The sequence below is a fragment of the Streptomyces sp. bgisy159 genome (genome assembly GCF_965341775.1).
In the GTDB taxonomy this organism is placed as follows: domain Bacteria; phylum Actinomycetota; class Actinomycetes; order Streptomycetales; family Streptomycetaceae; genus Streptomyces.
In genome coordinates, this window is record NZ_CBDQZH010000010.1 from 160,049 (window position 1) to 184,364 (window position 24,316).

Here is a 24,316-nt window from a genome sequence, read left to right on the forward strand (position 1 = left end):
ACACCACCCTTGTCCCACTCTTCGGGACAAGGGTGTCCGCATTTTGGACAAAGCTGGACTGTGTCCAGATCGCCATGACACGCTTCCGTCATGCCTGGAACTGGAATTGCCTTGGTGAGTCGGCGGCACGTCGACCTCGGCCGCATGTCCAGCGCCATCTGTCCGGCGAGCTGACGCCCACAGCACCGCCGCATCCCCCTTTGGTCTCCCTGTGCGCGACGAGGCGCACGGCAACGCACTCGTGCGCCCGTATGCGCAGGTCAGAGCCGTTCTGCAGTTTTTCTCGAAGTCCCGACAGTCCCGAAGGACGTATTCACGATGGCCGCCACCCCGCAGAATCCTGCCGCCTCCGCGCCCCGCCGCAAGGTGAGCCGTCACCGCGGTGAGGGTCAGTGGGCCATGGGCCACTTCACCCCGCTCAACGGCAACGAGCAGGCCAAGAAGGACGACGACGGTCTCAATGTGCGGACACGCATTGAGACGATCTACTCCAAGCGGGGTTTCGACTCCATCGACCCCAGCGACCTGCGCGGCCGGATGCGCTGGTGGGGCCTCTACACCCAGCGCAAGCCCGGGATCGACGGCGGCAAGACCGCGGTCCTGGAGCCCGAGGAACTGGACGACGAGTACTTCATGCTGCGCGTCCGCGTCGACGGCGGCGCGCTGACCACGGCGCAGCTGCGGGTCATCGGTGAGATCTCCCAGGAGTTCGCGCGCGGCACCGCCGACATCACCGACCGGCAGAACGTCCAGTACCACTGGATCCGGATCGAGGACGTCCCCGAGATCTGGAACCGGCTGGAGGCGGTGGGCCTGTCCACGGTGACCGCCTGCGGCGACACCCCGCGCGTGATGATCGGATCCCCCGTCGCGGGCATCGCCGAGGACGAGATCATCGACGCCACCCCGGCCCTGGAGGAGATGAAGCGCCGGGTGCTGAACAACCCGGCCTACTCCAACCTCCCCCGCAAGTTCAAGACGGCCATCTCGGGTTCACCGCTGCTGGACGTGGTGCACGAGATCAACGACGTCGCGTTCGTCGGCGTCCGCCACCCCGAGCACGGCCCGGGCTTCGACGTGTGGGTCGGCGGCGGCCTGTCCACCAACCCCAAGCTGGGCGTACGGCTCGGTGCCTGGGTGCCGATCGACGAGGTCCCCGACGTCTACGAGGGCGTCATCTCGATCTTCCGGGACTACGGCTACCGCCGGCTGCGCAACCGGGCCCGGCTGAAGTTCCTGGTCGCCGACTGGGGCGCGGAGAAGTTCCGCCAGGTCCTTCAGGACGAGTACCTCGGCGGGCGCAAGCTGCTCGACGGGCCCGCCCCCGAGCAGCCCGTCCAGCAGTGGCGCGACCACATCGGCGTGCACCGTCAGAAGGACGGCCGCTTCTACGTCGGTTTCGCGCCGCGCGTCGGCCGCGTCGACGGCGCCACGCTGACGAAGATCGCCGACCTGGCGGAGGCGCACGGCTCGGGCCGGGTGCGTACCACGGTCGAGCAGAAGATGATCGTCCTCGATGTCGCGGAGGACCAGGTCGACTCGCTGGTCGACGGTCTGGAAGCGCTGGACCTCACCGCGCGGCCGTCCTCGTTCCGGCGCGGCACCATGGCCTGCACCGGCATCGAGTTCTGCAAGCTCGCCATCGTGGAGACCAAGCAGCGCGGCTCGACGCTGATCGACGAACTGGAGCGCCGCCTCCCGGAGTTCGACGAGCCGATCACCATCAACCTCAACGGCTGCCCGAACGCCTGCGCCCGTATCCAGGTGGCGGACATCGGTCTCAAGGGCCAGCTGGTCGTCGACGACCGTGGCGAGCAGGTCGAGGGCTACCAGGTGCACCTCGGCGGCGCCCTCGGCCTGGAGCCCGGCTTCGGCCGCAAGGTGCGCGGCCTGAAGGTGACGGCGCAGGAACTGCCGGACTACATCGAGCGCGTCCTCAAGCGGTTCCAGGCCGAGCGCGAGGACGGCGAGCGGTTCGCCGCCTGGGCGGCCCGCGCCTCCGAGGAGGCCCTGTCGTGAGCGAGCGCGCGGCGCCCTTCTACTGCCCCTACTGCGGCGACGAGGACCTCCGGCCGAGCGAAGCCGGGGAGGGCAGGCACGGCACCTGGGAGTGCGGGGCCTGCAACCGCGCATTCCAGCTGAAGTTCCTCGGACTGCTCGCCCGGGGTCTGCGGCAGGCCGAAAACGGAGGGGACCGGACATGACGGCGGCTCAGCAGGAGCGCACGGCCGATGAGTTGAAGGCACTCGCCGAGCAGGCGGGGCGCGACCTGGAGGACGCCTCCGCGCTGGAGATCCTCCAGTGGGCGGTGGACACCTTCGGGACGTCCTTCTGCGTGACCTCGTCCATGGAGGACGCGGTGGTCGCCCACCTCGCTTCCCGCGTCCTGAAGGGCGTGGACGTGGTGTTCCTCGACACCGGCTACCACTTCCCCGAGACCATCGGCACCCGGGACGCGGTCGAGGCGGTGATGGACGTCAACGTCATCACCCTCACCCCGCGCCGGACGGTCGCCGAGCAGGACGCCGAGTACGGGCCGAAGCTGCACGACCGCGACCCCGACCTGTGCTGCAGGCTCCGCAAGGTCCAGCCGCTGGAGGAGGGTCTCACCGGCTACCAGGCGTGGGCGACCGGGCTGCGCCGCGACGAGTCCCCGACCCGGGCGAACACCCCGGTGGTCGGCTGGGACGAGAAGCGGCAGAAGGTCAAGGTCTCGCCGATCGCGCGCTGGACGCAGGACGACGTGGACGCCTACGTCGCCGAGCACGGCGTACTGACCAACCCGCTGCTGATGGACGGCTACGCCTCGGTCGGCTGCGCGCCCTGCACCCGCCGGGTCCTGGCGGGCGAGGACGCCCGTGCCGGTCGCTGGGCCGGCAGCGCCAAGACCGAGTGCGGACTGCACGCATGACCGCCGCCCACGGCGCACACACGGCATCCACAGCCGCGGCTGTTACTGCTGTGACCGAAGTGACGCGCCCCACGGCGCAGACGACCACCACGACTCAGGAGACTCACGTGACGAGCGGAGCCACCGTCTGGCTCACGGGGCTGCCGAGCGCCGGCAAGACCACCATCGCCCACGAACTGGCCGGCCGGCTGCGCGCGGAGGGCCACCGCGTCGAGGTGCTCGACGGCGACGAGATCCGCGAGTTCATCTCGGCGGGCCTCGGCTTCAGCCGCGAGGACCGGCACACCAACGTGCAGCGCATCGGCTACCTCGCCGAACTGCTCGCCCGCAACGGCGTCAAGGCGCTCGTCCCGGTGATCGCGCCCTACGCCGACAGCCGTGAGGCCGTGCGCAAGCGCCACCAGCAGGGCGGCACCGCGTACCTGGAGGTGCACGTGGCCACGCCGGTCGAGGTGTGCTCCGTACGCGATGTGAAGGGCCTGTACGCCAAGCAGGCGGCGGGCGAGCTGACCGGACTCACCGGGGTCGACGACCCCTACGAGGAGCCCGAGACGCCCGACCTGCGCATCGAGTCCCAGAACCAGACCGTGCAGGAGTCCGCGGCGTCGGTGTACGCCCTGCTCACCGAAAGGGGACTGGCATGACGACCGTCGCCGCCGTCCACGAGGACACGGAAAGCCCGTACGCCCTCTCCCACCTGGACGCCCTGGAGTCCGAGGCCGTCCACATCTTCCGTGAGGTGGCCGGGGAGTTCGAGAACCCGGTGATCCTGTTCTCCGGTGGCAAGGACTCCATCGTGATGCTGCACCTGGCGCTGAAGGCGTTCACGCCGGCGCCGGTGCCGTTCGCGCTGCTGCACGTGGACACCGGGCACAACTTCCCGGAGGTCATCGACTACCGCGACCGCGCGGTGGCCGAGCACGGGCTGCGGCTGCACGTGGCCTCCGTGCAGGACTACATCGACCGCGGCGTCCTCAAGGAGCGCCCGGACGGCACCCGCAACCCGCTGCAGACGCTGCCGCTGACGGAGAAGATCCAGAGCGAGCGGTTCGACGCGGTCTTCGGCGGCGGCCGGCGCGACGAGGAGAAGGCGCGGGCCAAGGAGCGGGTGTTCTCCCTGCGGGACGAGTTCTCCCAGTGGGACCCGCGCCGCCAGCGGCCGGAGCTGTGGAACCTGTACAACGGCCGGCACGCGCCCGGTGAGCACGTGCGGGTGTTCCCGCTGTCGAACTGGACCGAGCTGGACGTCTGGCAGTACATCGCCCGCGAGGGCATCGAGCTGCCGGAGATCTACTTCGCGCACGAGCGCGAGGTGTTCGCCCGCAACGGCATGTGGCTGACCGCCGGCGAGTGGGGCGGGCCGAAGGACGGCGAGACCGTCGAGAAGCGGCTGATCCGCTACCGGACCGTCGGTGACATGTCCTGCACGGGCGCCGTCGACTCCGACGCCACCACGCTGGACGCCGTGATCGCCGAGATCGCCGCCTCCCGGCTCACCGAGCGCGGCGCCACCCGCGCCGACGACAAGCTCTCCGAGGCCGCGATGGAAGACCGCAAGCGCGAGGGGTACTTCTAAACATGAGCACGACCACGACCGAGGCGCTCTCGGCCACCACCCTGCTGCGGTTCGCCACCGCCGGTTCCGTCGACGACGGCAAGTCCACCCTGGTGGGCCGGCTCCTGCACGACTCCAAGTCGGTCCTCGCCGACCAGCTGGAGGCCGTGGAGCACGCGTCCCGCAACCGCGGCCAGGAAGCGCCCGACCTGGCGCTGCTGACCGACGGTCTGCGCGCCGAGCGCGAGCAGGGCATCACCATCGACGTGGCCTACCGCTACTTCGCCACGCCGCGCCGCCGGTTCATCCTGGCCGACACCCCCGGGCACGTGCAGTACACCCGGAACATGGTCACCGGCGCCTCCACGGCCGAGCTGACGGTGATCCTCGTCGACGCCCGCAACGGGGTCGTCGAGCAGACCCGCCGGCACGCCGCGATCGCCGCGCTGCTGCGCGTCCCGCACGTCGTGCTCGCCGTGAACAAGATGGACCTGGTCGGCTACCAGGAGTCCGTGTTCGCGGCCATCGCCGAGGAGTTCACGGCGTACGCGACCGAGCTGGGCGTTCCCGAGGTCACCGCGATCCCGATCTCGGCGCTGGAGGGCGACAACGTGGTGGAGCCCTCCGCCCACATGGACTGGTACGGCGGCCCGACGGTGCTGGAGCACCTGGAGACCGTCCCGGTCAGCCACGACCTGGCGCACTGCCACGCGCGACTGCCCGTGCAGTACGTGATCCGGCCGCAGACCGCCGAGCACCCCGACTACCGGGGGTACGCCGGCCAGATCGCCGCCGGTACCTTCCACGTCGGCGAGGACGTGACGATCCTGCCGTCCGGCCGCGCCACGAAGATCGCCGGGATCGAGCTGCTGGGCAGCCCGGTCGACGTCGCCTGGACCACCCAGTCGGTGACGGTGCTGCTGGCGGACGACGTCGACGTCTCGCGCGGCGACCTGATCGTGCCCAGCAAGGACGCGCCGCCGACCACGCAGGACGTCGAGGCCACCGTCTGCCACGTCGCCGACCAGCCGCTGACCGTCGGCCACCGGGTGCTGCTCAAGCACGGCACCCGCACGGTCAAGGCGATCGTCAAGGACATCCCGTCCCGGCTCACGCTGGACGACCTGTCGCTGCACCCGCACCCGGGGCAGCTGGCCGCCAACGACATCGGCCGGGTGAAGATCCGCACCGCCGAGCCGCTGCCGGTCGACTCCTACGCCGACTCGCGCCGCACCGGCTCCTTCATCCTGATCGACCCCGCCGACGGCACCACGCTGACCGCCGGCATGGTCGGCGAGTCCTTCGCCGCCCCGGAGCCCGTCCGGGACGGCGCCGAGGACGACGGGTGGGACTTCTGACATGCATCCCACCGACTACTGGTCCACGTTCGCCAAGGAGGGCGGCCGCGTCGGCAGCGGCGCTCTGGGCTGCGGGCAGGGCGGGGTAGCGCGATGTGCGCGATGACGTACACCCGCAGCCGTCGTCATCGACGAAAACGCCCTGCCGACCTCCCGGCCACGCTCTGAGACCGTGACCGCCGGGCCACCGAGAGGAACCCCTCCCGTGCCTGCCACCCCCGTGCCCCGCCGCACGCTCGCGGTGCTCGCCGTGCTCCCCCTGCTGCTGCTCGCCGCCTGCGGTTACGGCTCCAAGGCCGTCGACGCCGACGCCCGCCAGCAGATCGCGGCCGGGGCGGAGAAGATCGACGGACTCGACTCCGTGAGGATCGGCTACTTCGGCAACCTGACCCACGGGACGGCCCTGGTCGCGCACCACGAGGGCTTCTTCCAGAAGGCCCTCGGCGCCACCCGGGCGCGGTACCAGGTGTTCAACGCGGGACCCTCCGAGATCGAGGCGCTGAACTCGGGCTCCCTGGACATCGGCTGGATCGGGCCGTCCCCGGCCGTCAACGGCTACACCCGGTCCGAGGGCCGCAACCTGCGCATCATCGGGGGTTCCGCCTCGGGCGGGGTGAAGCTGGTGGTGAACCCGGAGAAGATCAGGACCCCGGCGGACGTCGAGGGCAGGCGGATCGCCACCCCGCAGCTCGGCAACACCCAGGACGTGGCCCTCCTCGACTGGATCGCCGAACAGGGCTGGACGGTCGACGCCCAGAGCGGCAAGGGCGACGTGTCGGTGGTGCGCACGGACAACAAGGTGGTGCCCGACGCCTACCGGTCCGGCTCCGTCGACGGTGCCTGGGTGCCGGAGCCGACCGCGTCGAAGCTGGTGGCCGAGGGCGCGAAGGTGCTGCTGGACGAGTCCGACCTGTGGCCGGACGAGAAGTTCGTGATCACGAACATCATCGTGTCGCAGAAGTTCCTCGCGGAGCACCCGAAGGCCGTCGAGGCGGTGCTGAGGGCGTCGGTCGAGACCAACCGGTGGATCAACGCCCACCCGGACGAGGCGAAGGCCGCGGCCAACGCCCAGCTCAAGGCCGACGCCGGAAAGCCGCTGCCGGCCGACGTGCTCGGCCCGGCCTGGGCGTCCATCCGGTTCACCGACGACCCGCTGGCCGCGACGCTCGCCGTCCAGGCGCGGCACGCCGCACGGGCCGGTCTGCTGGAACGGCCCGAACTGGCCGGCATCTACGACCTCGGGCCGCTCAACAAGGTCCTCGCGGCGGCCGGCGAGCCGGCCGTCGACGACGCCGGCCTGGGCGCCGGGTGAGCCCCGTGCACCAGCCCGCGGACCGACCCGCAGTCCAGCTTGCAGCCAACGAAGATCCCAGGAGGTGACGACCATGGCCATCGCGACCGTCAAGGCCGAGGACGCCCGGGCCGTCGAGCACGCCGCCCGAATCGACCACGTATCGAAGTCCTTCACCGGGCCCGCCGGGCAGCAGCTCGTCCTGGACGACATCTCGCTGGATGTCGCGCCGGGCGAGTTCGTCACGCTGCTGGGCGCCTCCGGCTGCGGCAAGTCGACGCTGCTGAACCTGGTGGCGGGGCTCGACAGGCCGTCCGCGGGGGTCATCACGACCGACGGCCGGCCGGCGCTGATGTTCCAGGAGCACGCCCTGTTCCCGTGGCTGACCGCGGGCAAGAACATCGAACTCGCCCTGAAGCTCCGGGGGGTCGCGAAGGGCGAGCGGCGCGGGCGCGCCGAGGAACTTCTGGAACTGGTCCGGCTGGGGGGCTCGTACGGCAAGCGGGTGCACGAGCTGTCCGGCGGGATGCGGCAGCGGGTCGCGATGGCCCGCGCGCTCGCCCAGGACAGCAACCTGCTGCTGATGGACGAGCCGTTCGCGGCGCTGGACGCCATCACCCGGGACGTGCTGCACGACGAGCTGACCCGGATCTGGGCGGAGACCGGCCTGTCGGTGCTGTTCGTCACGCACAACGTGCGCGAGGCGGTGCGGCTGGCGCAGCGCGTGGTGCTGCTGTCCTCGCGGCCGGGCCGGGTGGCCCGTGAGTGGCGGGTGGACATCCCGCAGCCGCGGCGGATCGAGGACGCGCCGGTGGCCGAACTGTCCCGAGAGATCACCGAAGTACTGCGTGGGGAGATCCGCCGTCATGGCCAGCACTGAGACCACCGACCCGGCCGCGCGCGACCAGGACGGCGGCGGCGAGCTGGGCGGTCTGGAGGCGGGCCTGGACGCCCTGGAGACCTCGACGACGAGCCGTACTCCGCTGCGCCGCACCCTGATCGACAAGGTGCTGCCGCCGATCGTCGCCGTCGTGGTGGTCCTGATCGCCTGGCAGGCGCTGATCTCCTTGGAGATCGTCGACGACCCGACCAAGCTGCCCTCGCCGGCCGACGTGGGCGCCGAGTTCCGCGAGGCGTGGCTGGAGGGCACGCTCCACGAGTTCGTCTGGACCAGCGTCTCGCGCGGTCTGCTGGGCTTCCTGCTGGCGCTGGCCATCGGCACGCCGCTGGGTCTGCTGGTGGCGCGGGTGAAGTTCGTGCGCGCCGCCATCGGGCCGATCCTGTCCGGTCTGCAGTCGCTGCCGTCGGTGGCGTGGGTGCCGCCGGCGGTGATCTGGCTGGGCCTGAACAACTCGATGATGTACGCGGTCATCCTGCTCGGTGCGGTGCCGTCCATCGCCAACGGCCTGGTCTCCGGCATCGACCAGGTGCCGCCGCTGTTCCTGCGCGCCGGCCGCACCATGGGCGCGACGGGGCTGAAGGGCGCCTGGCACATCGTCATGCCGGCCGCGCTGCCGGGGTACCTGGGCGGTCTGAAGCAGGGGTGGGCCTTCTCCTGGCGCTCCCTGATGGCCGCGGAGATCATCGCCTCCTCGCCCGACCTGGGCGTCGGTCTGGGCGCGCTGCTGGAGAACGGCCGCAACGCCAGTTCCATGGCGATGGTGTTCCAGGCGATCATCATGATCCTGTTCGTCGGTATCGCGATCGACCTGCTGATCTTCAGTCCGCTGGAGCGGTGGGTGCTGCGCAGCCGCGGTCTGCTGGCGAGGAGCTGAACGCCCGTGTTCGGACAGCCGGTTCTTCTCGTCGTCGCACACGGCAGCCGTGACCCGCGGCACGCCGCGACCGTGCACGCCCTGGTGGAGCGGGTCCGCGCGCAGCGCCCGGGTCTGCGGGTGGAGACCGGCTTCCTCGACTTCAACGTGCCGTCGGTGCCGGGGGTGCTGGAGTCGCTGGCGGCGGAGGGTGTGCGGGACGTCGTGGCGCTGCCGCTCCTGCTGACCCGCGCCTTCCACGCTAAGGCGGACATCCCGGCGGTGCTGCGTCAGGCGCCGGCGCGGCTGCGGATCCGGCAGGCCGAGGTGCTCGGTCCGTCGCCGCTGCTGCTGGCCGCTCTGGAGCGCCGCCTGTACGAGGCCGGGCTGAGTCCGGCCGACAAGTCCTCGACCGGGGTCGTGCTGGCCTCGGCGGGGTCCTCCGACCCGGAGGCGAGCGCGGTGATCGCAGCAATCGCGCGGGAGTGGCGGCACACCGGTTGGTGCGCCGTGCGGCCCGCGTTCGCCTCCGCGTCCCCGCCGCGCACCGAGGACGCGGTGCGGGAACTGCGCGCGCTCGGCTGCGCGCGGGTCGCGGTGGCGCCGTACGTCCTGGCGCCCGGCTTCCTCCCCGACCGCATCGCGCGTGGGGCGGCGGACGCCGATGTCCTGGCCGAGGTCCTGGGCCCGGCCCCGGAGGTGGCCCGCCTGCTGCTGCGCCGCTACGACACCGCCCGCCTGCCGCTGGCGGCCGCGGTCGGCGCCTAGAAGGCTCATGAAGAGATCTTCATGAGCCTTCTGGAGCCCGGACGGCGTCAGCGGGCCGGCCACCACCTCGTGGGCCGGTGCACGACGAGGCTCTCCACCGTGTACGACAGCTCGGTCACGTCAGGGTCCGGAGGCGGGTGGTAGCGGCCCGCCGACACCGAGAGGTTGACGATGAGGTACGCGTGCCATTCGCGGCCCACGCCGCGCCCGTCCGCGAAGACCTCCTCGCCGTTCAGCGACCACGCCACGTCGCGCCGGCCGAAGGTCACGCCCACGTCGATGAGGCCTCCGCGACGGATGGCGTCGTCGCGTACGTACTCGCCCGACCGCCGTACGTGGTTGGTCAGTTCGAGCAGGTCGGGGTTGTCCGGGTGGTACTCGAACACGTCGACCTCGTTGCCGCCGTCCCGCCACGTCCAGATCGCCGGCCACGCCCCCAGTCCGACGGGCAGCCGCACCCGGGCCCGGAGCCGGTCCCCGGCGCGGACCTGGAAGCCCTCGGCGCTCCCCTCCGTGGTCAACAGGCCGGTGTCCCACAGGCCGTCGGGTCGCCGGGTGGCGCGGAAGGTCCCGGTGCGGCTGTGATCAGCGGCATCGGTCAGGTGATCCAGCTTGTTGTCACCCGGATTGGTGGGACCACCGCCGGGATAGGCCCACGAACGCCCGGCGACCCACTGGGTCTCCGAGGCGAAATCAGCCGTGAAGACGACCTGCCACACCGCGCCCTCCTTCGACGGGGACCTCGTCGGACAGGGCAGTTCTCCCCACCTGCTCCTCGTGCATGCGGCACGCCGTAGGATCGCCGCCGTCTTTCACGCGTGTGAGTGAAGCGTACGTTTCCCGCGCCCGGCAGCACCGGTTCGGCGCCGCTCACGCCAGGCGCGCGGTGGGTCCTTGCACCGACCCGATCAGTGACCTGTTCCGTGGTCCACTCGGACGACCTTGCCCTGGCGCGGGTCCCGGCCGCTCTCGCCCAGGGCCCGGTCGAACGGCGGCGCGTCGTCGGGGACCGGCACCGGGTCGGCGAAACCGTCGTACTGGCGGTAGAGGTCGCCGTGGCGCAGGACCACGTCGAGGACGAAGCGGGCGGCGCCGTCCGAGACGCGCAGGTCCTGGCCGGTGGCGGCGGCGACGTCCCAGCCGTGCACCGCCATCTCCTTGATGATCATGGCGGCGATGTCGGCGGCCGGCATCATCGCCCCGCCCAGGTCGATCTCCCCCTCCCAGACCGCCGGGTCCGCCCAGGCCGCCACCGCGCGGTCGAGCTGGGCGGCGTACGCCTCGGCCCAGTCCGGTTCGGCGGTGAAGTCGCGGGAGGTCAGCTCCTCGGACAGCGCGGTGCGCCGGGCCCGGTGTTCCAGTCCGTGGGAGGTGTAGAGGACCCAGTGGCCGACCAGGGTCCGGACGTCCCACCCGGCGCAGTGGCTCGGGGCGTCCAGCTGCTCGGGCCGGACCCCGCGGGCGATGCGGGCCGCCTCGGCGGCGCACTCGGACATGTACTGGTGTGCCTCGTCGTACGTCATGCCGAGCACGCTACGAAGGGCCGGCGCCGGGCGTCTTGAAGAAACGCGACACCGCGCGGGCGGCCCGGCCCGGCTCAGCCGGCCTCGTCGGCGAGGCGGACCAGCTCCGCCACGGTCATCTGCCCCGGCCGACGCCGCTCCCGCGCGAACGTGTCGGCGAGTCGCTGCAGAAGGGCGTTCAGCGGGGTGGGTACGCCGTGCAGCCGTCCCAGCAGGACGATCTCACCGTTGAGGTAGTCGGCCTCGATGGTTCCGGTGCCCCGGCTGAGCGACTGCCACGAGGAACCGCCGCCGCGCGGGGCGCCGGGCAGCGGGACCAGGGTCATCCTGCCGCCCCGGGCCCGCCGCTCCTCCTCCGCACTCGCGTACGGGACGCCTGCGGCGTCGAGGACCCGCTCACCCTCGGCGCGCACCCTGGTGTACAGCGCCCTCGCGTCGGCGCTGTCGACGGGCCCGGTCAGCGCCTCCAGGGCGTTGCCCAGGTTGCTCAGCAGCTTGGCGTACTGCCACCGGGCCACGTCCGCCACCACCGGCGCCGCGAAGTGCGCCTTCTCCAGGTCGGCGGCGATCCGGTGGGTGGTGTCGTCCGCGCCGTGCGGATGGCGGCCGAGGTGGAGGATGCCGGTCAGGGGGGTGCCTGCGGCGGAGACGACGCCGGGTTCGACGTGGGTGCAGGGCAACCAGACACAGACACCGTGGACGTGCCGGAAGCGGCGCAGGGCGAGGCGCTGGCTCTCCACGCCGTTCTGCGCGCACACCAGCGGCAGCCGCTCCGCCGCGGTGCCTCCGCCGGCCACCGGCACCGGGGCCCAGGCCCGCAGCGCCGCCTCGCTGTCCTGGGTCTTCACCGCGAGGACGAGGACGTCGTCCGGGCGCAGTCCGTCCAGCCCGTCCGGACCCTCGACGACGGGCAGCCGGTACGTCAGTTCGCCCTCGGGCACCCTCAGGCGCAGCCCGTCGTCCCGCAGCGCCGCGTGGTGCGCGCCGCGCGCGACGAGCACCACCTCCTGCCCGGCCCCCGCCAGCCGCCCGCCGATGGTGCCGCCGACGGCTCCCGCCCCGATGATGATGTAGCGCATGGGCCGAGCCTCGCACAGGCCGGCCTCGCCGCAGAGGGCAGGGCCGAACGACCGTGGCCGGTAGGGGGGCTGATGGCCCGTCACCCGGAGGGCGGGCCGAAGGTCGTGCACCCGAGCCCCGAGACCGCCGCGCGCCACGCGGGGTCAGTCGGCGGCGGGGGTGAAGAGGGTTCCCTGGTGGAAGTACATCCGCCAGCGGCCGTCGGGTGAGCGGCGCCACAACGAACTGCGGTGCGCGTGGCGGCCGTCGTGGTCGGTGTCGAAGGTGAGGTGCACCAGGTCCGGCGCCAGCTCGACACCGTTCATCCGGGTCGCGACGATCGGGCTGTCGTCGGGGGAGGCGCCGGCCGCGAGGGCGGCGAGCATCGATGCGCGGTCCCACCGCCGGCCTGAGGCGCCGAACTCCTGCCAGTCGGGGTGCAGCAGCTCGTCGACCAGGTCGGGCCGGCAGCGCACGGCCGGGTCGAGCAGCCGCAGCTCGCCCTCGATGGCGGCGGCGACCGCCGGGCCGTGCTCAGTCGTCGAGGTCATCGGTCATCTCCAGGAGCTTGACGACGGTGTTCCAGTTGCGGGTGGTGGCGATCAGGCCCTTGGTGAGGCGGGGCCGGGACAGGGCCTCGGCGAGCTTGGACCGGCCGAGCCCGTCGGGCGCGTACAGGTAGAGGGCCCGGTCGCCCAGCCGGTAGTCCTCGGGGGCGTACGCCGCCGGATCGACCGAGGCGAAGCGGTCGGCGCCCACGGGAGCGGAGAAGTAGGTGACGTGCAGTTGCCTGGGCTGCAGCTCGGCCGCGGGGAAGGGACAGTCCTCGGCGACGGCCTTCAGGTAGGCGTGGTCGCGCACGATCACGTCCACGGCGAACCCGAACCGCTCGTCGACGGCCCGCGCCAGCTCGGCGGCGAGGGAGTCCTCGTCGCCGTGGTCCGACGCGAAGACGGCCTGACCGCTCTGCAGGTAGGTGCGGACCCCGACGTGCCCGAGGCCCTCCATCAGGGTCCGCAGTTCGGCCATCGGGAGCTTTCGGCTGCCGCCCACGTTGATGCCGCGCAGCAGCGCCGCGTACGTCGTCGTCATGGGCCCACCCTAAGCGGCTCCCGAACCCTGATCACCTTCCCTCGGCACCCCGATAGATGTAAGGGCCCGTTGTCCTCCCCAGCGGTGATACGGCGGCGTGCGGAGGGAGGAGGCGGGTTCCCCCGGGTTCACCGGGCAGTACGACGAGATGGCTTTATCCCGCGCATACCTTCGATACACACGGTGGCGGCAGGGGGTCGTCACGACAGATGAGGGGGCAGCCCGTCATGGGGAACCAGACAACGCGGGTGCGGGGCCTCGCCGCCCGGGCCGGCGGCTGGAGTGCTCGGCACCGATGGGCGGCCGTCGGGATCTGGGTGCTGTTCGTCGTACTGGCGATGGGGCTCGGTTCGGCGGCGGGCCGGGTCGACGTCAAGGACAGCGACCAGCTCCAGGGCGAGACGCACACCGCCGCGAAGATCATCGAGGATTCCGGGATCGAGGAGCCCGCGAGCGAGACGGTCCTGATCCAGGGCAGGGACGGGCTGAAGGCCACCGACGGGGAGTTCCGGCAGGCCGTCCAGTCGGTGATGAAGGCCGTCGAGGGCACCGGGAAGGTCACGGACGTCACCTCGCCGTACGACACCGAGACCATCTCCGGGGACGGGCGCAGCGCGCTCGTCCAGTTCGACATGACCGGCGACCCGGAGACCGCCGGCGAGCGGGTGCAGCCCGTCCTCGACGCGGTCGCCCAGGTGCAGAAGGAGCACGCCGACACGCTGCGGATCGAGGAGATCGGCGGCGCCAGCATGCGCAAGACGTTCGACGACGCGTTCGGGGACGACTTCCAGAAGGCCGAGTACTCCGCGGTGCCGGTGGCGTTCGGCATTCTGCTGATCGCCTTCGGCGCGCTGGTGGCGGCGCTGCTGCCGGTCCTGCTGGCCATCACCGCGATCATGGCGACGATGGGTCTGATGGGCGTCGTCAGCCATGCGATGCCGATGAGCGACACCGCCAACTCGGTGATGCTGCTGGTGGGTCTGGCCGTCGGCGTGGACTACTGCCTGTTCTATCTGCGCCGGGAACGCGAGGAGCGGGCCGCCGGCCGGGACGCGCAGACCGCCCTCCGGGTCGCCGCCGCCACCAGTGGCCGGGCGATCATCGTCTCCGGTGTCACGGTGTGCGTGGCGATGGCGGGCATGCTGTTCACCGGCCTCGCCGAGTTCGAGGCGATGGGTCTGGCCTCGCTGATCGTCGTCGCGGTCGCCATGGTCGGCTCGGTGACCGTACTGCCGGCGCTGCTGTCGCTGCTGGGCGAGCGGGTGGAGAAGGGCCGCATACCGTTCCTGCGGCGTCGGACGCGCAAGGGCGACGGCGGCAGCCGGTTCTGGTCGGCCGTGCTGAAGGGCGTGCTGGCCAAGCCGGTGGTGTCCGTGCTGGTCGCGACGGGCGCGCTGCTGGCGATCGCCGCGCCGGCGGTCGGCATGAAGACGCAGCAGCTGACGCTGGACCAGGAGTTCGGCGACTCGCTGCCCATCGTGCAGACGTACAACCGGGTCAACGAGTCCTTCCCGGGCGGTACCGAGCCGGCCGAGGTCGTCGTCAAGGCCGAGGACATCAACGCGCCGGAGGTGCGGTCCGCGCTCGCCGACTTCCGCGAGCGGGCGATCAGTTCGGGTGCCTCGCGCGGCCCCGTCGAGATCAAGCTGCACGACGCGCAGAACGTCGCCTTCGTCTACGTCCCGCTGGTCGGCGGCTCCGACCTGGACAAGGCGGGGGCGAGCCTGGACAAGCTGCGCGACGAGGTGCGGCCCGCCACGCTCGGCAAGGTCGACGGCGTGCAGGCGCCGATCACCGGTCAGGTCGCCGGCTCGCAGGACTTCAACGACCAGCTCGTGGGGTCCGTGGTCCCGGTCTTCGTCTTCGTGGTGGTCTTCGCCTTCGTGCTCATGCTGCTGTCCTTCCGCTCGCTGACCGTGGCGATCACCTCGATCGTGCTCAACCTGCTGTCGGTGGGCGCCGCGTACGGCATCCTCGTCGGGGTCTTCCAGCACGGCTGGGGCGCGTCGCTGGTGGGTGCGGAGGGCGTGGGTGCCATCGTCACCTGGCTGCCGCTGTTCCTCTTCGTGATCCTGTTCGGCCTGTCGATGGACTACCACGTGTTCGTGGTGTCCCGGATCCGCGAGGCGCGGCTGCGGGGCCGTACGACGAAGGACGCGATCGCGCACGGCGTGGTCACCACGGCCGGGGTGGTCACCAGCGCCGCCGTCATCATGGTCGCCGTGTTCGCGATCTTCGGGACGCTGTCCATGCAGTCGATGAAGCAGATGGGCGTGGGCCTGGCTGCCGCGGTGCTGATCGACGCGACGGTGATCCGGGGCGTGCTGCTGCCGGCGGTGATGGCCCTGCTGGGCGAGCGCAACTGGTACCTGCCGAAGTGGCTGCACCGGCTGCCCGACCTCACCCACGACGAGGCGCCGGAGGCCGTGGCCCACGGCGACGCGGTGCGGGACGACGAGGGCGAGCGCGTAGGCGTCTGACCGCCCGGTCAACGTCCCCCGGGCCCGCCGGACTCCGAACAGGAGCCGGCGGGCCCTTCGTTCGCGTCGTACGGCGCGGGCGGGGGCGAGTTCCGCCCTCAGCCGCTCTGGGCGGCGCTCAGCCGGTCCACCTGCTTGCCGATGAGAGCGAGCGGGAACTGCGCTCTCGCGTCCACGTTCAGTTTGTGGAAGTCCACGACGGTGGTGCCGGTCCGGACGAGGACGTGGTGCGCGTCGCGCTGTCCTCCCCCGTCCGGCAGCTGCGAGATCAGGTGGAAGCTGAGGGCTTCGTCGCCCAGCGCGGGGGCCTTCTCCACGGTGACCTCGGCCGCGTACTCCCCGGCCCAGGCGACTCCGGTGAACGACTTGCAGGTCTTCAGCGAGTCACGAGCGGCCCGGAACTCCTCCCGCGCCGTCGCCTCCGGGTAGGAGGCGAGGAGGGAGTCCCCGCCCCAGATGTCGTCCACCCAGTTGAAGGTCTGCCCCACGACGGCGGACGCGGTCTCCCCTGTCATCACGTCGAGCAGGCGCTCGCACGACGCGTCGGAGACCGGCGGGAACGTCTGCCGGCCGCTGCTCAGCCGCTGTACCGGAGCACTGTGCGAGTTCGGGACCTCGCTCTCGGGCAGCGCCAGAGCCATGAGGCGCTCCGCGGTCAGCGCAGGCCTCCCGCTGCGCACACCGGACGGCGTCGTGACCGTCGGAGACGCGGCGGGCTCCTGGCCGCTCCCGGAGGAGCAGCCGGGGACGAGCAGAGCCCCGGCCAGCGCCACCGCGGCCGTTAACGCCGATCGGTTCCTGAGCAGAGTCATGCGTGCCCCCCTGGGCTTGTCCGGTACGAGACAGGCGAACGCTAGCGGGCCCAGGTGACCGCACCGGCGCCGGGTCGTCCCCGATGGCGCCGGATGCGAGACTGCCGTCGAGTGGCCGCCGGCGGTGGGAGGGAGACGGGCGATGGACGAGGCGCGGGCGCGGGAGGTTCTGGCCGGGGCCGGGGTGCTTCCGGAGACCGCCGGGGGCGCACACCTGCTCGCCCTCGGGGAGAACGCGGTTTTCGCCGCCGGTGAGCTGGTCGTCAAGGTGGGACGGGACGACGCGGAACTGCTCGACCGGGCGCGGCGGGAGGTGGCCGTCGCCGGCTGGCTGGCGGAGGCCGGGGTGCCGGCCGTCCGCGCGGCCGGTTCCGAGCCCCTGCTGGTGGCGGGTCACCCGGTGACGGTGTGGCATCGGCTGCCCGATCCGGTGCGGCCCGCCGAGCCGCAGGACCTGGCCGGGCTGCTGCGCGCGGTGCACGCCCTGCCCGCCCCCTCGTTCGCGTTGCCGCCGCGCGATCTGCTGTCCGGGGTCGAGCGCTGGCTGCGGCTCGCCGGCGAGGCGATCGACCCGGCGGACGCGGCGTATCTGCGCGAGCGCCGGGACGGTTTCGCGGCGGCCGCCGCCACGCTGACGCCGCACCTGCCGCCCGGGCCGGTCCACGGCGACGCCCTGCCGCGCAACGTGCACATCGGGCCGGACGGCCCGGTCCTGGTCGACCTGGAGACCTTCTCCTTCGACCTGCGCGAGCACGACCTGGTGGTCATGGCCCTCTCCCGCGACCGTTACGGCCTGCCCGGCGAGGCGTACGAAGCCTTCGCCACGGCCTACGGCTGGGACGTGCGGGAGTGGGAGGGCTGTACGGTCCTGCGCGGCGCCCGCGAGACGGCGAGCTGCGCCTGGGTGGCCCAGCACGCACCGGGCAACCCGAAGGCACGGGCGGAGTTCGGGCGGAGGGTGGCGTCCCTGCGGGACGGGGACGAGACCGTGCGGTGGTACGCGTTCTGAGCCTGCCGAGGCCCGCCTGACGGGGTGGTCCCCTCACACCGTCTCGTCGGCCAACTCCCGCACCGGCCACGCCCCGTCCACCACGGCCGCGGCGTCCCCCTTGCGGCGCAGGAAGTCCTGGAAGTCGGAAGCCCACTGCGCGTACCACTCGATCTGGCAGCGGTGCAGCTCCGCGGGGCCGAGCGCCGCGACCTTGGGGTGCCGGGCGGCTATCGCGCGGGCGAGGCGGGCCGCGGCGAGCGCGTCGGCGGAGGCGTCATGGGCGGAGTCCAGGGCGATGCCGTATTCCGCGCAGACCGCTTCGAGGTTGCGCTTGCCGCGGCGGTAGCGGTCGGCCCAGCGGTCGATGGTGTACGGGTCGACGACGGGCGCCGGGTCGAGGCCGCCCAGACGTTCGCGCAGCGAGGGCAGCGCGTACCGCCGCAGTTCGGCGGAGAGCAGGGTGAGGTCGAAGGCCGCGTTGTAGGCGACGACCGGGACTCCCGTCCTCCAGTAGCCCACGAGGGCGTCGGCGACGGTGTCGGCGACCTCGTCGGCCGGGCGGCCCTCGGCGGTCGCGCGCTCGTTGCTGATGCCGTGGACCGCGACGGCGTCCGCCGGGATCTCCACCCCCGGGTCGGCCAGCCACTCCCGGTGTCCCAGCACCTGTCCGCCCCGGACCTCGATGACGGCCGCCGTCACGATGCGCGCCTCGCGCGGATCGGTGCCGGTCGTCTCCAGGTCGAAGCCGATCAGCAGCTCCCGGTGCCAGGCCATGGTGGCCCCCCTTCTTGGTGGTGCTTCCCCCAGTGGTCTCCACCTTCGCATGCGCCACTGACAATCAGAGGACCGGCTTCCGCTTGTGCGCCCGACCCGGTGGGACAGTTCAGGACACGGGGCGCGAATCCACCCAACCCAGCTCGAACTCCTCGCGGTACGCCGCGAAGAGACCCCCTTCGCCGACCTCGCCCGGCTTGACCACCCGGTCGCCGTTGCGCAGCACCAGCACCGGCGCCTCCATGCCCCGCATGCGGCGCAGGTAGGACTGCACCACGCCGACGCCGTCGGAGCCGTCGCCGTCCACCAGGTAGGCGGTGAAGCGGGGGGTGTCGTCGTACACCTGGATCTGGAAGGCACCGGGGTCGCGCAGCCGGGCGCGGACCCGGCGCATGTGCAGGATGTTCATCTCGACCGCCCGGCTCAGCTCGCCCCGCTTGATGCCGAGTTCCCGCTCGCGCCGCTTGACCGCGCTGGAGGCCGGGTTGAGGAACAGCAGCCGCACCCGGCAGCCGTCGTCGGCGAGACGGACCAGGCGGCGGCCGGAGAAGTTCTGCACGAGCAGGTTCAGGCCGATGCCGATGGCGTCGATCCGGCGGGCCCCGTCGAAGATGTCCTCGGCGGGGAACTGCCGCAGCAGCCGCACCCGGTCGGGGTGTACGGCGACCACGTCGGCGTACCGGTCGCCGACCAGGTCCTCGACGGCGTCGACCGGCAGCCGGCGCGCGGAGGGGGCGTTCCCGCCGGTGCCCAGCATCTCCAGCAGCCGTGCGGAGGCCCGCTCGGCCTGGCTCAGCACCGCCTCCGACAGCGCCCGGTTGCGGGAGACCACGTTGCGGGTCACCTCCAGCTCGTCGAGGGCCAGTTCGACGTCCCGGCGGTCGTCCAGGTAGGGCTGGAAGCACGGCCAGTGCTGCACCATCAGCTCGCGCAGCTGGGGCAGGGTCAGGAAGGAGATGACGTTGTCGTCGGCCGGGTCGAGCAAGTAGCCCTTGCGGCGGCTGACCTCGCGGACGGCGACGGCGCGCTGGACCCACTCCTGGCCGGCCGGTCCGGCGGCGGCGACCACCCAGTCGTCGCCGTGGACGGGTTCGTACACTGGCCGCAGAACGGCGGCGACGACGGCGCGCAGCCGTTGTTCGACGAGGTTGAGCCATATGTAGGCCCGGCCGGCCCGCTGCGCGCGGGTGCGCACCTCGCGCCAGGCCTCCGCGTCCCAGTCCAGCTCCGGTCCGATGGCTCCCGTCTCCATCGGCCGGGCCAGGGACACCGTCCCGGGCGGGACGTCTGCGGAGCCTCCCTCGTGACCCTCGTCACCAGGGGGCAGCTCCAGCCCTCCCGAGCCCACCCGCGCACCGCCTTCCGCTCCCCCGAGCTCTCCCCGTCCCAACGATCAAGGAAGGGTACTCCGCGAGCGGCGGGCGGTGCAGCCGGATGGACAGGGTCGTTGCCCAACTACTCCTGTTCCGCTTGGCCGTTCTGGCCCGCGAGGGCGGGCGGCGTGAGCGGATTCATAGCGGTGACGTCGCGGGGGGCGATGGCGAAGCCCTGCCAGTGGACGGGCATGGGCTGCTGGTCCTCGTCGCGCGCGATGTGGTGGAAGCCGACGTTCACCCAGGCCACGGGGTGCGTGAGGGTCTGGCCGTCGACCCACGTGTCGACCGAGTCGCCGTGCCCGGCACCGCAGTCGAGCGGGTTGCGGCTGGCGTACTGCTCGCACCCGTTGTACTCGGTGAAGTAGACGTCGTGCCGGGTGAAGGGCCGGCCCGGGTAGGCGGCGCCGGCTCCCGGGACGATCTCGTACGAGCGCGGGTGGCCGTCCTTGTTGCGGCCGGCCGTGCTGACCACCCGCCACCAGCGCATGGCCCGGGCGTCACCGGCGAGTTCCTTGGTGACGGCGGTGCGGCGGGTCGTGGCGGTGGGTCCCTGCTGCCCGGAGCCGGGCGGACTGACCACCGAGTCGTACTGCTCGACCGCGGTGCGGGAGGAACCGTCGAGGCCGAAGTCGAGCCGCCAGAAGACGTTGTGGCTGTGGCTGGTGGCGTACGACGCGGCGCCGTCGCCGATCGGCCAGCCGCGGCCGTCGCCGGCGTCGTAGTCGTAGGGCGAGAGGCTGCCGGTGGCACCGACGTTCATGTGGATCACGCCGTCGTCGGAGAACCGCCACTCCGTCAGGTACTCGTACCAGCCGACCTTGTTGACGGTGTAGACCAGCATGTCCGTGCCCTGCGCCTGGTACGCCCGGTCCGGTGTGTCGGACTGCATGCGGTAGGCGTGGCCGCGCGAACGGGTGGTCGTGCACAGGCCCTTGACGTCCGGGTGGTCGGCGTCGAAGGCCTGCGGAACCCTGATCGTCCTGATGGTGCCGCCGGGGCACTCGGCGGGGGCCAGGTTCACCAGGCCGGAGCCGAAGTTGTAGTCGGTGATGTCGTTGTACTCGTTGGAGCCGTCGTCGTAGGGCACGTGGATCTGCGCGATCCTGGCGGTGTTGAGGACCCTGATCGGGCGGGGCTCGCCGGGCGGCTGGTAGGTGACGTCATGCAGGATCAGCCCCGATCTGGCCTCGTAGCTCCAGCACATCCGCCAGCTGGTGCCGGAGGCGAGCTTCTGCTCGATGCGGTAGGCCGGGGAACAGTCCCACTTGGTCCCGGCGGGCGGCGGTGCGGCGGCGGCCGGGTCCGCGCCGGTCGTCACACAGGCGGCCAGCGCGGCCACGGACAGGGCGATGGCCGCCGTCGAGCGGGCTCGGCCGGTGGTGTTCACGCGCATGAGGACATGACTCCCTGGATGGCTCTTCGGCATACGAGCGGACGGACAGGAGATGAGCGGGTCGAGCGGGCGGTCAGTGCGCGAGCCGGACGACCGTGCGGGCGCTGAGGTCGACCACCAGGGACCGGGCGTCGATCCAGGGCCCGTTGCGCACCTTCGGCAGCAGCCGCGCGCAGCGGTGCTCGCCGCACCGGTCCAGGGCGGCGGGCTGGGCGCCGGGAACGGACCGGTAGACCATGGCGGCCGACAGCAGCTGGTCCGGCCCGGTCAGCTCGCGCCCGGTCGCGTCCCGGTAGTCGGCCCTGAGGCCGGCGCCGAGCGGGTCGGCGATCAGCAGCCGGGCCGCCTCGGTCTGTTCCTCGGGGCTCAGGGGTGGCTGGATGCCCTTGCGCCGGGTGGTCGACTCGACCCTGCCGGTGGCGATGTCCACCGTCCGGGTGATGAGGGTGTCGCTGCCGTAGTCGTAGAAGGTGACGGTGGCGCGGCGTGCCGCGCCCGGAGCGTCGCCGTCGCCGCTCGGCGGCGCGGCCAGGTCGACGCCGAGGGGCTGCGGGCCGCGCTCGCCCCCGACGTCCTCGCCGTCGGCCCGCAGCTGCCGGTCGAGCGCGATCCGCTCGGCCTTGCGGGTCTCGTCGGCGGTCAGCGGGTCGGTGCCGGTGCCGCCCGTCCCCTGCCGCGGTGCGGGTGCGACGACTCCGGGAGGTACCGCGGTGCCCTGCTGCCCGCCCTGCTGCCGGGTCGTGCTCCGCCCGCCGGGCCGGTCGCCGTCCGCTCCCGCCTTGTCCGGCAAGGTGATCGCCGCCATCAGTGCCGTCCCGGCCACCGCTATGGCCGTACCCGCCACCACCTTCCCCAGGTGGCGGCGTACCGTCGTACGCACGATGTCCCCCTACTCCCCCTGTGTCCCCGGGAGTACGCGTCTGCCCCACTGGTTCGGCACGCGCCGTACGACGGCCCGTGCCCGGTCGGCCGGTAAGAGGGGCGCGGGGCGGGGGTGGTTCCCTCACTTTCGGGGAGACTCGGAGCCGAAGGCGCCCCCCGCGGCGCGCAACACCTGGAAGAGTCGTATCCATGCAGGTCTGGCCTGGAGAGGCGTATCCCCTCGGCGCCACGTACGACGGCGCCGGCACGAACTTCGCGGTCTTCACGGAGGCCGCGGACCGAGTAGAGCTGTGTCTGCTGCACGACGACGGCTCGGAGACGGCGGTGGAACTGCGCGAGAGCGACGCGTTCGTCCGGCACGCGTATCTGCCGGGTGTCATGCCCGGGCAGCGTTACGGCTACCGGGTGCACGGCCCGTACGACCCCGGTCGCGGGCTGCGCTGCAACTCGGCGAAGCTGCTGCTGGACCCGTACGCGAAGGCGATCAGCGGGTCGATCAGGTGGGGCGAGGAGGTGTACGGCTACCACTTCGACGCACCCGAACGGCGCAACGACCTGGACTCGGCGCCGCACACGATGACGTCGGTCGTGGTCAACCCCTACTTCGACTGGGGCGACGACCGGCCGCCGCGGATCGAGTACCACCGCACGGTGATCTACGAGGCCCATGTCAAGGGCCTGACCATGCGCCACCCCGGGCTGCCGGAGGAGCTGCGCGGCACGTACGCGGCGCTGGCCCACCCGGCGATCATCGAACACCTGACGGAGCTCGGGGTCACCGCCCTGGAGCTGATGCCCGTACACCAGTTCGTCAACGACCACCGTCTGGTGGACATGGGCCTCAACAACTACTGGGGTTACAACACCATCGGCTTCTTCGCCCCGCACAACGCCTACGCCTCCTGGGGCGACCGGGGTCAGCAGGTGCTGGAGTTCAAGTCGGCGGTGCGGGCGCTGCACGAGGCGGGCATCGAGGTCATCCTCGACGTGGTCTACAACCACACCGCCGAGGGCAACCACCTGGGCCCGACCCTGTCCTTCCGGGGCATCGACAACCCGCGCTACTACCGGCTCACCGACGACCCGCGCTACTACATGGACACCACGGGCACCGGGAACTCCCTGCTCATGCGGTCCCCGCACGTACTCCAGATGATCATGGACTCGCTGCGGTACTGGGTGCTGGAGATGCGGGTCGACGGGTTCCGCTTCGATCTGGCGGCGACCCTGGCCCGGCAGTTCCACGAGGTGGACCGGCTGTCGTCGTTCTTCGACCTGGTGCAGCAGGACCCGGTCGTCTCGCAGGTGAAGCTGATCGCCGAACCGTGGGACGTCGGCGAGGGCGGCTACCAGGTGGGCAACTTCCCGCCGTTGTGGACCGAGTGGAACGGCAAGTACCGCGACACGGTCCGCGACCTGTGGCGGGGCGAACCGCGCACCCTGGCGGAGTTCGCCTCCCGGCTGACCGGCTCCTCCGACCTCTACCAGGACGACGGGCGGCGTCCGCTGGCCTCCATCAACTTCGTCACCTGCCACGACGGGTTCACCCTGCACGACCTGGTCTCCTACAACGAGAAGCACAACCAGGCCAACGGCGAGGACAACCGCGACGGCGAGAGCCACAACCGGTCGTGGAACTGCGGCGCCGAGGGCGAGACCGACGACCCGGAGGTGCTGGCGCTGCGGGCCCGCCAGATGCGCAACTTCACGGCGACGCTCATGCTGTCCCAGGGTGTGCCGATGATCAGCCACGGGGACGAGTTCGCCCGCACCCAGCAGGGCAACAACAACGCCTATTGCCAGGACAGCGAGCTGGCGTGGGTGCAGTGGCCCCGGGACGGCAGCGAACTGCTGGACTTCACGCGCGCGCTGGTGGGACTGCGCAGGGAGCATCCGGTCTTCCGGCGGCGGCGGTTCTTCCACGGCCGGGCCGTGGAGGGCACCCACGACGACCTGTCGGACATCGCCTGGTTCACCCCGGCGGGCCGCGAGATGACCCAGCGGGACTGGGACACCGCACCGGCGTCGGCGCTGACCGTGTTCCTCAACGGCAACGCGATCTCCGAGCCGGGGGCGCGGGGAGAGCGGGTCACCGACGACTCGTTCCTGCTCATGTTCAACGCCTCCCCGAAGCCGATGGAGTTCGTGGTGCCGGTGGATCACGGACGGCAGTGGCAGGTCGTGGTCGACACCGAGCACGCGGAGGTGACGGCGGACGACGGGCCGAAGGTGCAGGCAGGGGACCGGCTGACGCTCGTCGACCGCAGCATGGCGGTCCTCAGGCGACCGGCCTGACG

At 71.9% G+C, this 24,316-nt stretch carries 24 protein-coding genes; 14 read left to right on the top strand and 10 right to left on the bottom strand.

Annotated elements, in window-relative coordinates:
• Window positions 1-90: 90 nt before the first annotated feature.
• The 11 genes from ACSLTV_RS13060 to ACSLTV_RS13110 all read left to right on the top strand — a co-directional run bounded on the left by ACSLTV_RS13060 (window position 91) and on the right by ACSLTV_RS13110 (window position 9,637).
• Window positions 91-174 (top strand): putative leader peptide, encoded by an 84-nt coding sequence (locus ACSLTV_RS13060; RefSeq protein WP_310739661.1) that lies wholly within the window; start codon window positions 91-93, stop codon window positions 172-174.
• A gap of 144 nt (window positions 175-318) precedes the next feature.
• A complete protein-coding gene (locus ACSLTV_RS13065) occupies window positions 319-2,019 on the top strand; it encodes a nitrite/sulfite reductase (protein ID WP_432135767.1) in 1,701 nt (566 codons plus the stop codon).
• Window positions 2,016-2,204 carry a hypothetical protein gene (locus tag ACSLTV_RS13070; RefSeq protein ID WP_432135768.1) on the top strand — a complete coding sequence of 63 codons (189 nt, stop codon included), beginning with the start codon at window positions 2,016-2,018 and terminating at the stop codon, window positions 2,202-2,204. The genes ACSLTV_RS13065 and ACSLTV_RS13070 overlap by 4 nt, the downstream gene beginning before the upstream one ends.
• Complete coding sequence (locus ACSLTV_RS13075; protein WP_432135769.1) at window positions 2,201-2,911, top strand: phosphoadenylyl-sulfate reductase; 711 nt, start codon at window positions 2,201-2,203, stop codon at window positions 2,909-2,911. The genes ACSLTV_RS13070 and ACSLTV_RS13075 overlap by 4 nt, the downstream gene beginning before the upstream one ends.
• Before the next feature lie 107 nt (window positions 2,912-3,018).
• Window positions 3,019-3,555, top strand: a complete 537-nt coding sequence (gene cysC, locus ACSLTV_RS13080) for an adenylyl-sulfate kinase (protein WP_432135770.1) — start codon at window positions 3,019-3,021, stop codon at window positions 3,553-3,555.
• Window positions 3,552-4,487: a sulfate adenylyltransferase subunit CysD gene (gene cysD, locus ACSLTV_RS13085; protein ID WP_432135771.1), complete on the top strand. Its 936-nt coding sequence runs from the start codon at window positions 3,552-3,554 to the stop codon at window positions 4,485-4,487. The genes cysC and cysD overlap by 4 nt, the downstream gene beginning before the upstream one ends.
• 2 nt (window positions 4,488-4,489) lie before the next feature.
• Window positions 4,490-5,824, top strand: a complete 1,335-nt coding sequence (locus tag ACSLTV_RS13090) for a sulfate adenylyltransferase subunit 1 (RefSeq protein ID WP_432135772.1) — start codon at window positions 4,490-4,492, stop codon at window positions 5,822-5,824.
• Between the two features lie 205 nt (window positions 5,825-6,029).
• On the top strand, window positions 6,030-7,136 hold the full coding sequence (locus ACSLTV_RS13095) for an aliphatic sulfonate ABC transporter substrate-binding protein (RefSeq protein WP_432135773.1): 1,107 nt from the start codon (window positions 6,030-6,032) through the stop codon (window positions 7,134-7,136).
• Between the two features lie 73 nt (window positions 7,137-7,209).
• Window positions 7,210-7,995 carry an ABC transporter ATP-binding protein gene (locus ACSLTV_RS13100; protein WP_432135774.1) on the top strand — a complete coding sequence of 262 codons (786 nt, stop codon included), beginning with the start codon at window positions 7,210-7,212 and terminating at the stop codon, window positions 7,993-7,995.
• Complete coding sequence (locus tag ACSLTV_RS13105) at window positions 7,982-8,890, top strand: ABC transporter permease (protein ID WP_432135775.1); 909 nt, start codon at window positions 7,982-7,984, stop codon at window positions 8,888-8,890. The genes ACSLTV_RS13100 and ACSLTV_RS13105 overlap by 14 nt, the downstream gene beginning before the upstream one ends.
• Window positions 8,891-8,896: 6 nt before the next feature.
• Window positions 8,897-9,637 (top strand): sirohydrochlorin chelatase, encoded by a 741-nt coding sequence (locus ACSLTV_RS13110; RefSeq protein WP_435612164.1) that lies wholly within the window; start codon window positions 8,897-8,899, stop codon window positions 9,635-9,637.
• Window positions 9,638-9,684: 47 nt separating this feature from the next.
• Here ACSLTV_RS13110 and ACSLTV_RS13115 read toward each other — a convergent pair whose 3' ends face one another.
• The 5 genes from ACSLTV_RS13115 to ACSLTV_RS13135 all read right to left on the bottom strand — a co-directional run bounded on the left by ACSLTV_RS13115 (window position 9,685) and on the right by ACSLTV_RS13135 (window position 13,311).
• Window positions 9,685-10,356 carry a beta-glucanase gene (locus ACSLTV_RS13115; protein WP_432135777.1) on the bottom strand — a complete coding sequence of 224 codons (672 nt, stop codon included), beginning with the start codon at window positions 10,354-10,356 and terminating at the stop codon, window positions 9,685-9,687.
• A 189-nt stretch (window positions 10,357-10,545) separates the two neighbouring features.
• Window positions 10,546-11,160, bottom strand: coding sequence for a TIGR03086 family metal-binding protein (locus ACSLTV_RS13120; protein WP_432135778.1), 615 nt, complete (start codon window positions 11,158-11,160; stop codon window positions 10,546-10,548).
• A 74-nt stretch (window positions 11,161-11,234) separates the two neighbouring features.
• Entirely contained in the window at window positions 11,235-12,239 is a 1,005-nt protein-coding gene (locus tag ACSLTV_RS13125; protein ID WP_435612165.1) for a ketopantoate reductase family protein, read from the bottom strand.
• Between the two features lie 144 nt (window positions 12,240-12,383).
• Window positions 12,384-12,770 (bottom strand): DUF4440 domain-containing protein, encoded by a 387-nt coding sequence (locus ACSLTV_RS13130; protein ID WP_432135780.1) that lies wholly within the window; start codon window positions 12,768-12,770, stop codon window positions 12,384-12,386.
• Entirely contained in the window at window positions 12,754-13,311 is a 558-nt protein-coding gene (locus ACSLTV_RS13135) for a DUF1697 domain-containing protein (RefSeq protein WP_432135781.1), read from the bottom strand. The genes ACSLTV_RS13130 and ACSLTV_RS13135 overlap by 17 nt, the downstream gene beginning before the upstream one ends.
• A gap of 227 nt (window positions 13,312-13,538) precedes the next feature.
• On the opposite strand from ACSLTV_RS13135, the gene ACSLTV_RS13140 reads away from it, so the two are divergent.
• A complete protein-coding gene (locus ACSLTV_RS13140) occupies window positions 13,539-15,791 on the top strand; it encodes an MMPL family transporter (RefSeq protein WP_432156284.1) in 2,253 nt (750 codons plus the stop codon).
• Window positions 15,792-15,889: 98 nt separating this feature from the next.
• On the opposite strand, the gene ACSLTV_RS13145 is transcribed toward ACSLTV_RS13140, so the two are convergent.
• Window positions 15,890-16,432, bottom strand: coding sequence for a hypothetical protein (locus tag ACSLTV_RS13145; protein WP_435612166.1), 543 nt, complete (start codon window positions 16,430-16,432; stop codon window positions 15,890-15,892).
• 313 nt (window positions 16,433-16,745) lie between these two features.
• Here ACSLTV_RS13145 and ACSLTV_RS13150 point away from each other — a divergent pair, with 313 nt between their 5' ends.
• The gene (locus tag ACSLTV_RS13150; protein ID WP_432156286.1) at window positions 16,746-17,612 is read left to right on the top strand and encodes a phosphotransferase enzyme family protein; all 867 of its coding nucleotides are present in this window, start codon (window positions 16,746-16,748) and stop codon (window positions 17,610-17,612) included.
• Between the two features lie 33 nt (window positions 17,613-17,645).
• Here ACSLTV_RS13150 and ACSLTV_RS13155 read toward each other — a convergent pair whose 3' ends face one another.
• From ACSLTV_RS13155 to ACSLTV_RS13170, 4 genes are all read right to left on the bottom strand, one after another.
• Window positions 17,646-18,368 (bottom strand): 3'-5' exonuclease, encoded by a 723-nt coding sequence (locus tag ACSLTV_RS13155; protein WP_432135785.1) that lies wholly within the window; start codon window positions 18,366-18,368, stop codon window positions 17,646-17,648.
• A gap of 109 nt (window positions 18,369-18,477) precedes the next feature.
• Entirely contained in the window at window positions 18,478-19,716 is a 1,239-nt protein-coding gene (locus ACSLTV_RS13160) for an SAV2148 family HEPN domain-containing protein (protein WP_432135786.1), read from the bottom strand.
• A gap of 107 nt (window positions 19,717-19,823) precedes the next feature.
• Complete coding sequence (locus tag ACSLTV_RS13165) at window positions 19,824-21,137, bottom strand: copper amine oxidase (RefSeq protein WP_432156287.1); 1,314 nt, start codon at window positions 21,135-21,137, stop codon at window positions 19,824-19,826.
• A 73-nt stretch (window positions 21,138-21,210) separates the two neighbouring features.
• Entirely contained in the window at window positions 21,211-22,017 is an 807-nt protein-coding gene (locus tag ACSLTV_RS13170; RefSeq protein WP_435612167.1) for a Tat pathway signal sequence domain protein, read from the bottom strand.
• Between the two features lie 191 nt (window positions 22,018-22,208).
• Between ACSLTV_RS13170 and glgX the strand changes: the two genes are divergently transcribed.
• The gene (glgX, locus tag ACSLTV_RS13175; RefSeq protein ID WP_432135789.1) at window positions 22,209-24,314 is read left to right on the top strand and encodes a glycogen debranching protein GlgX; all 2,106 of its coding nucleotides are present in this window, start codon (window positions 22,209-22,211) and stop codon (window positions 24,312-24,314) included.
• Window positions 24,315-24,316: the final 2 nt, after the last annotated feature.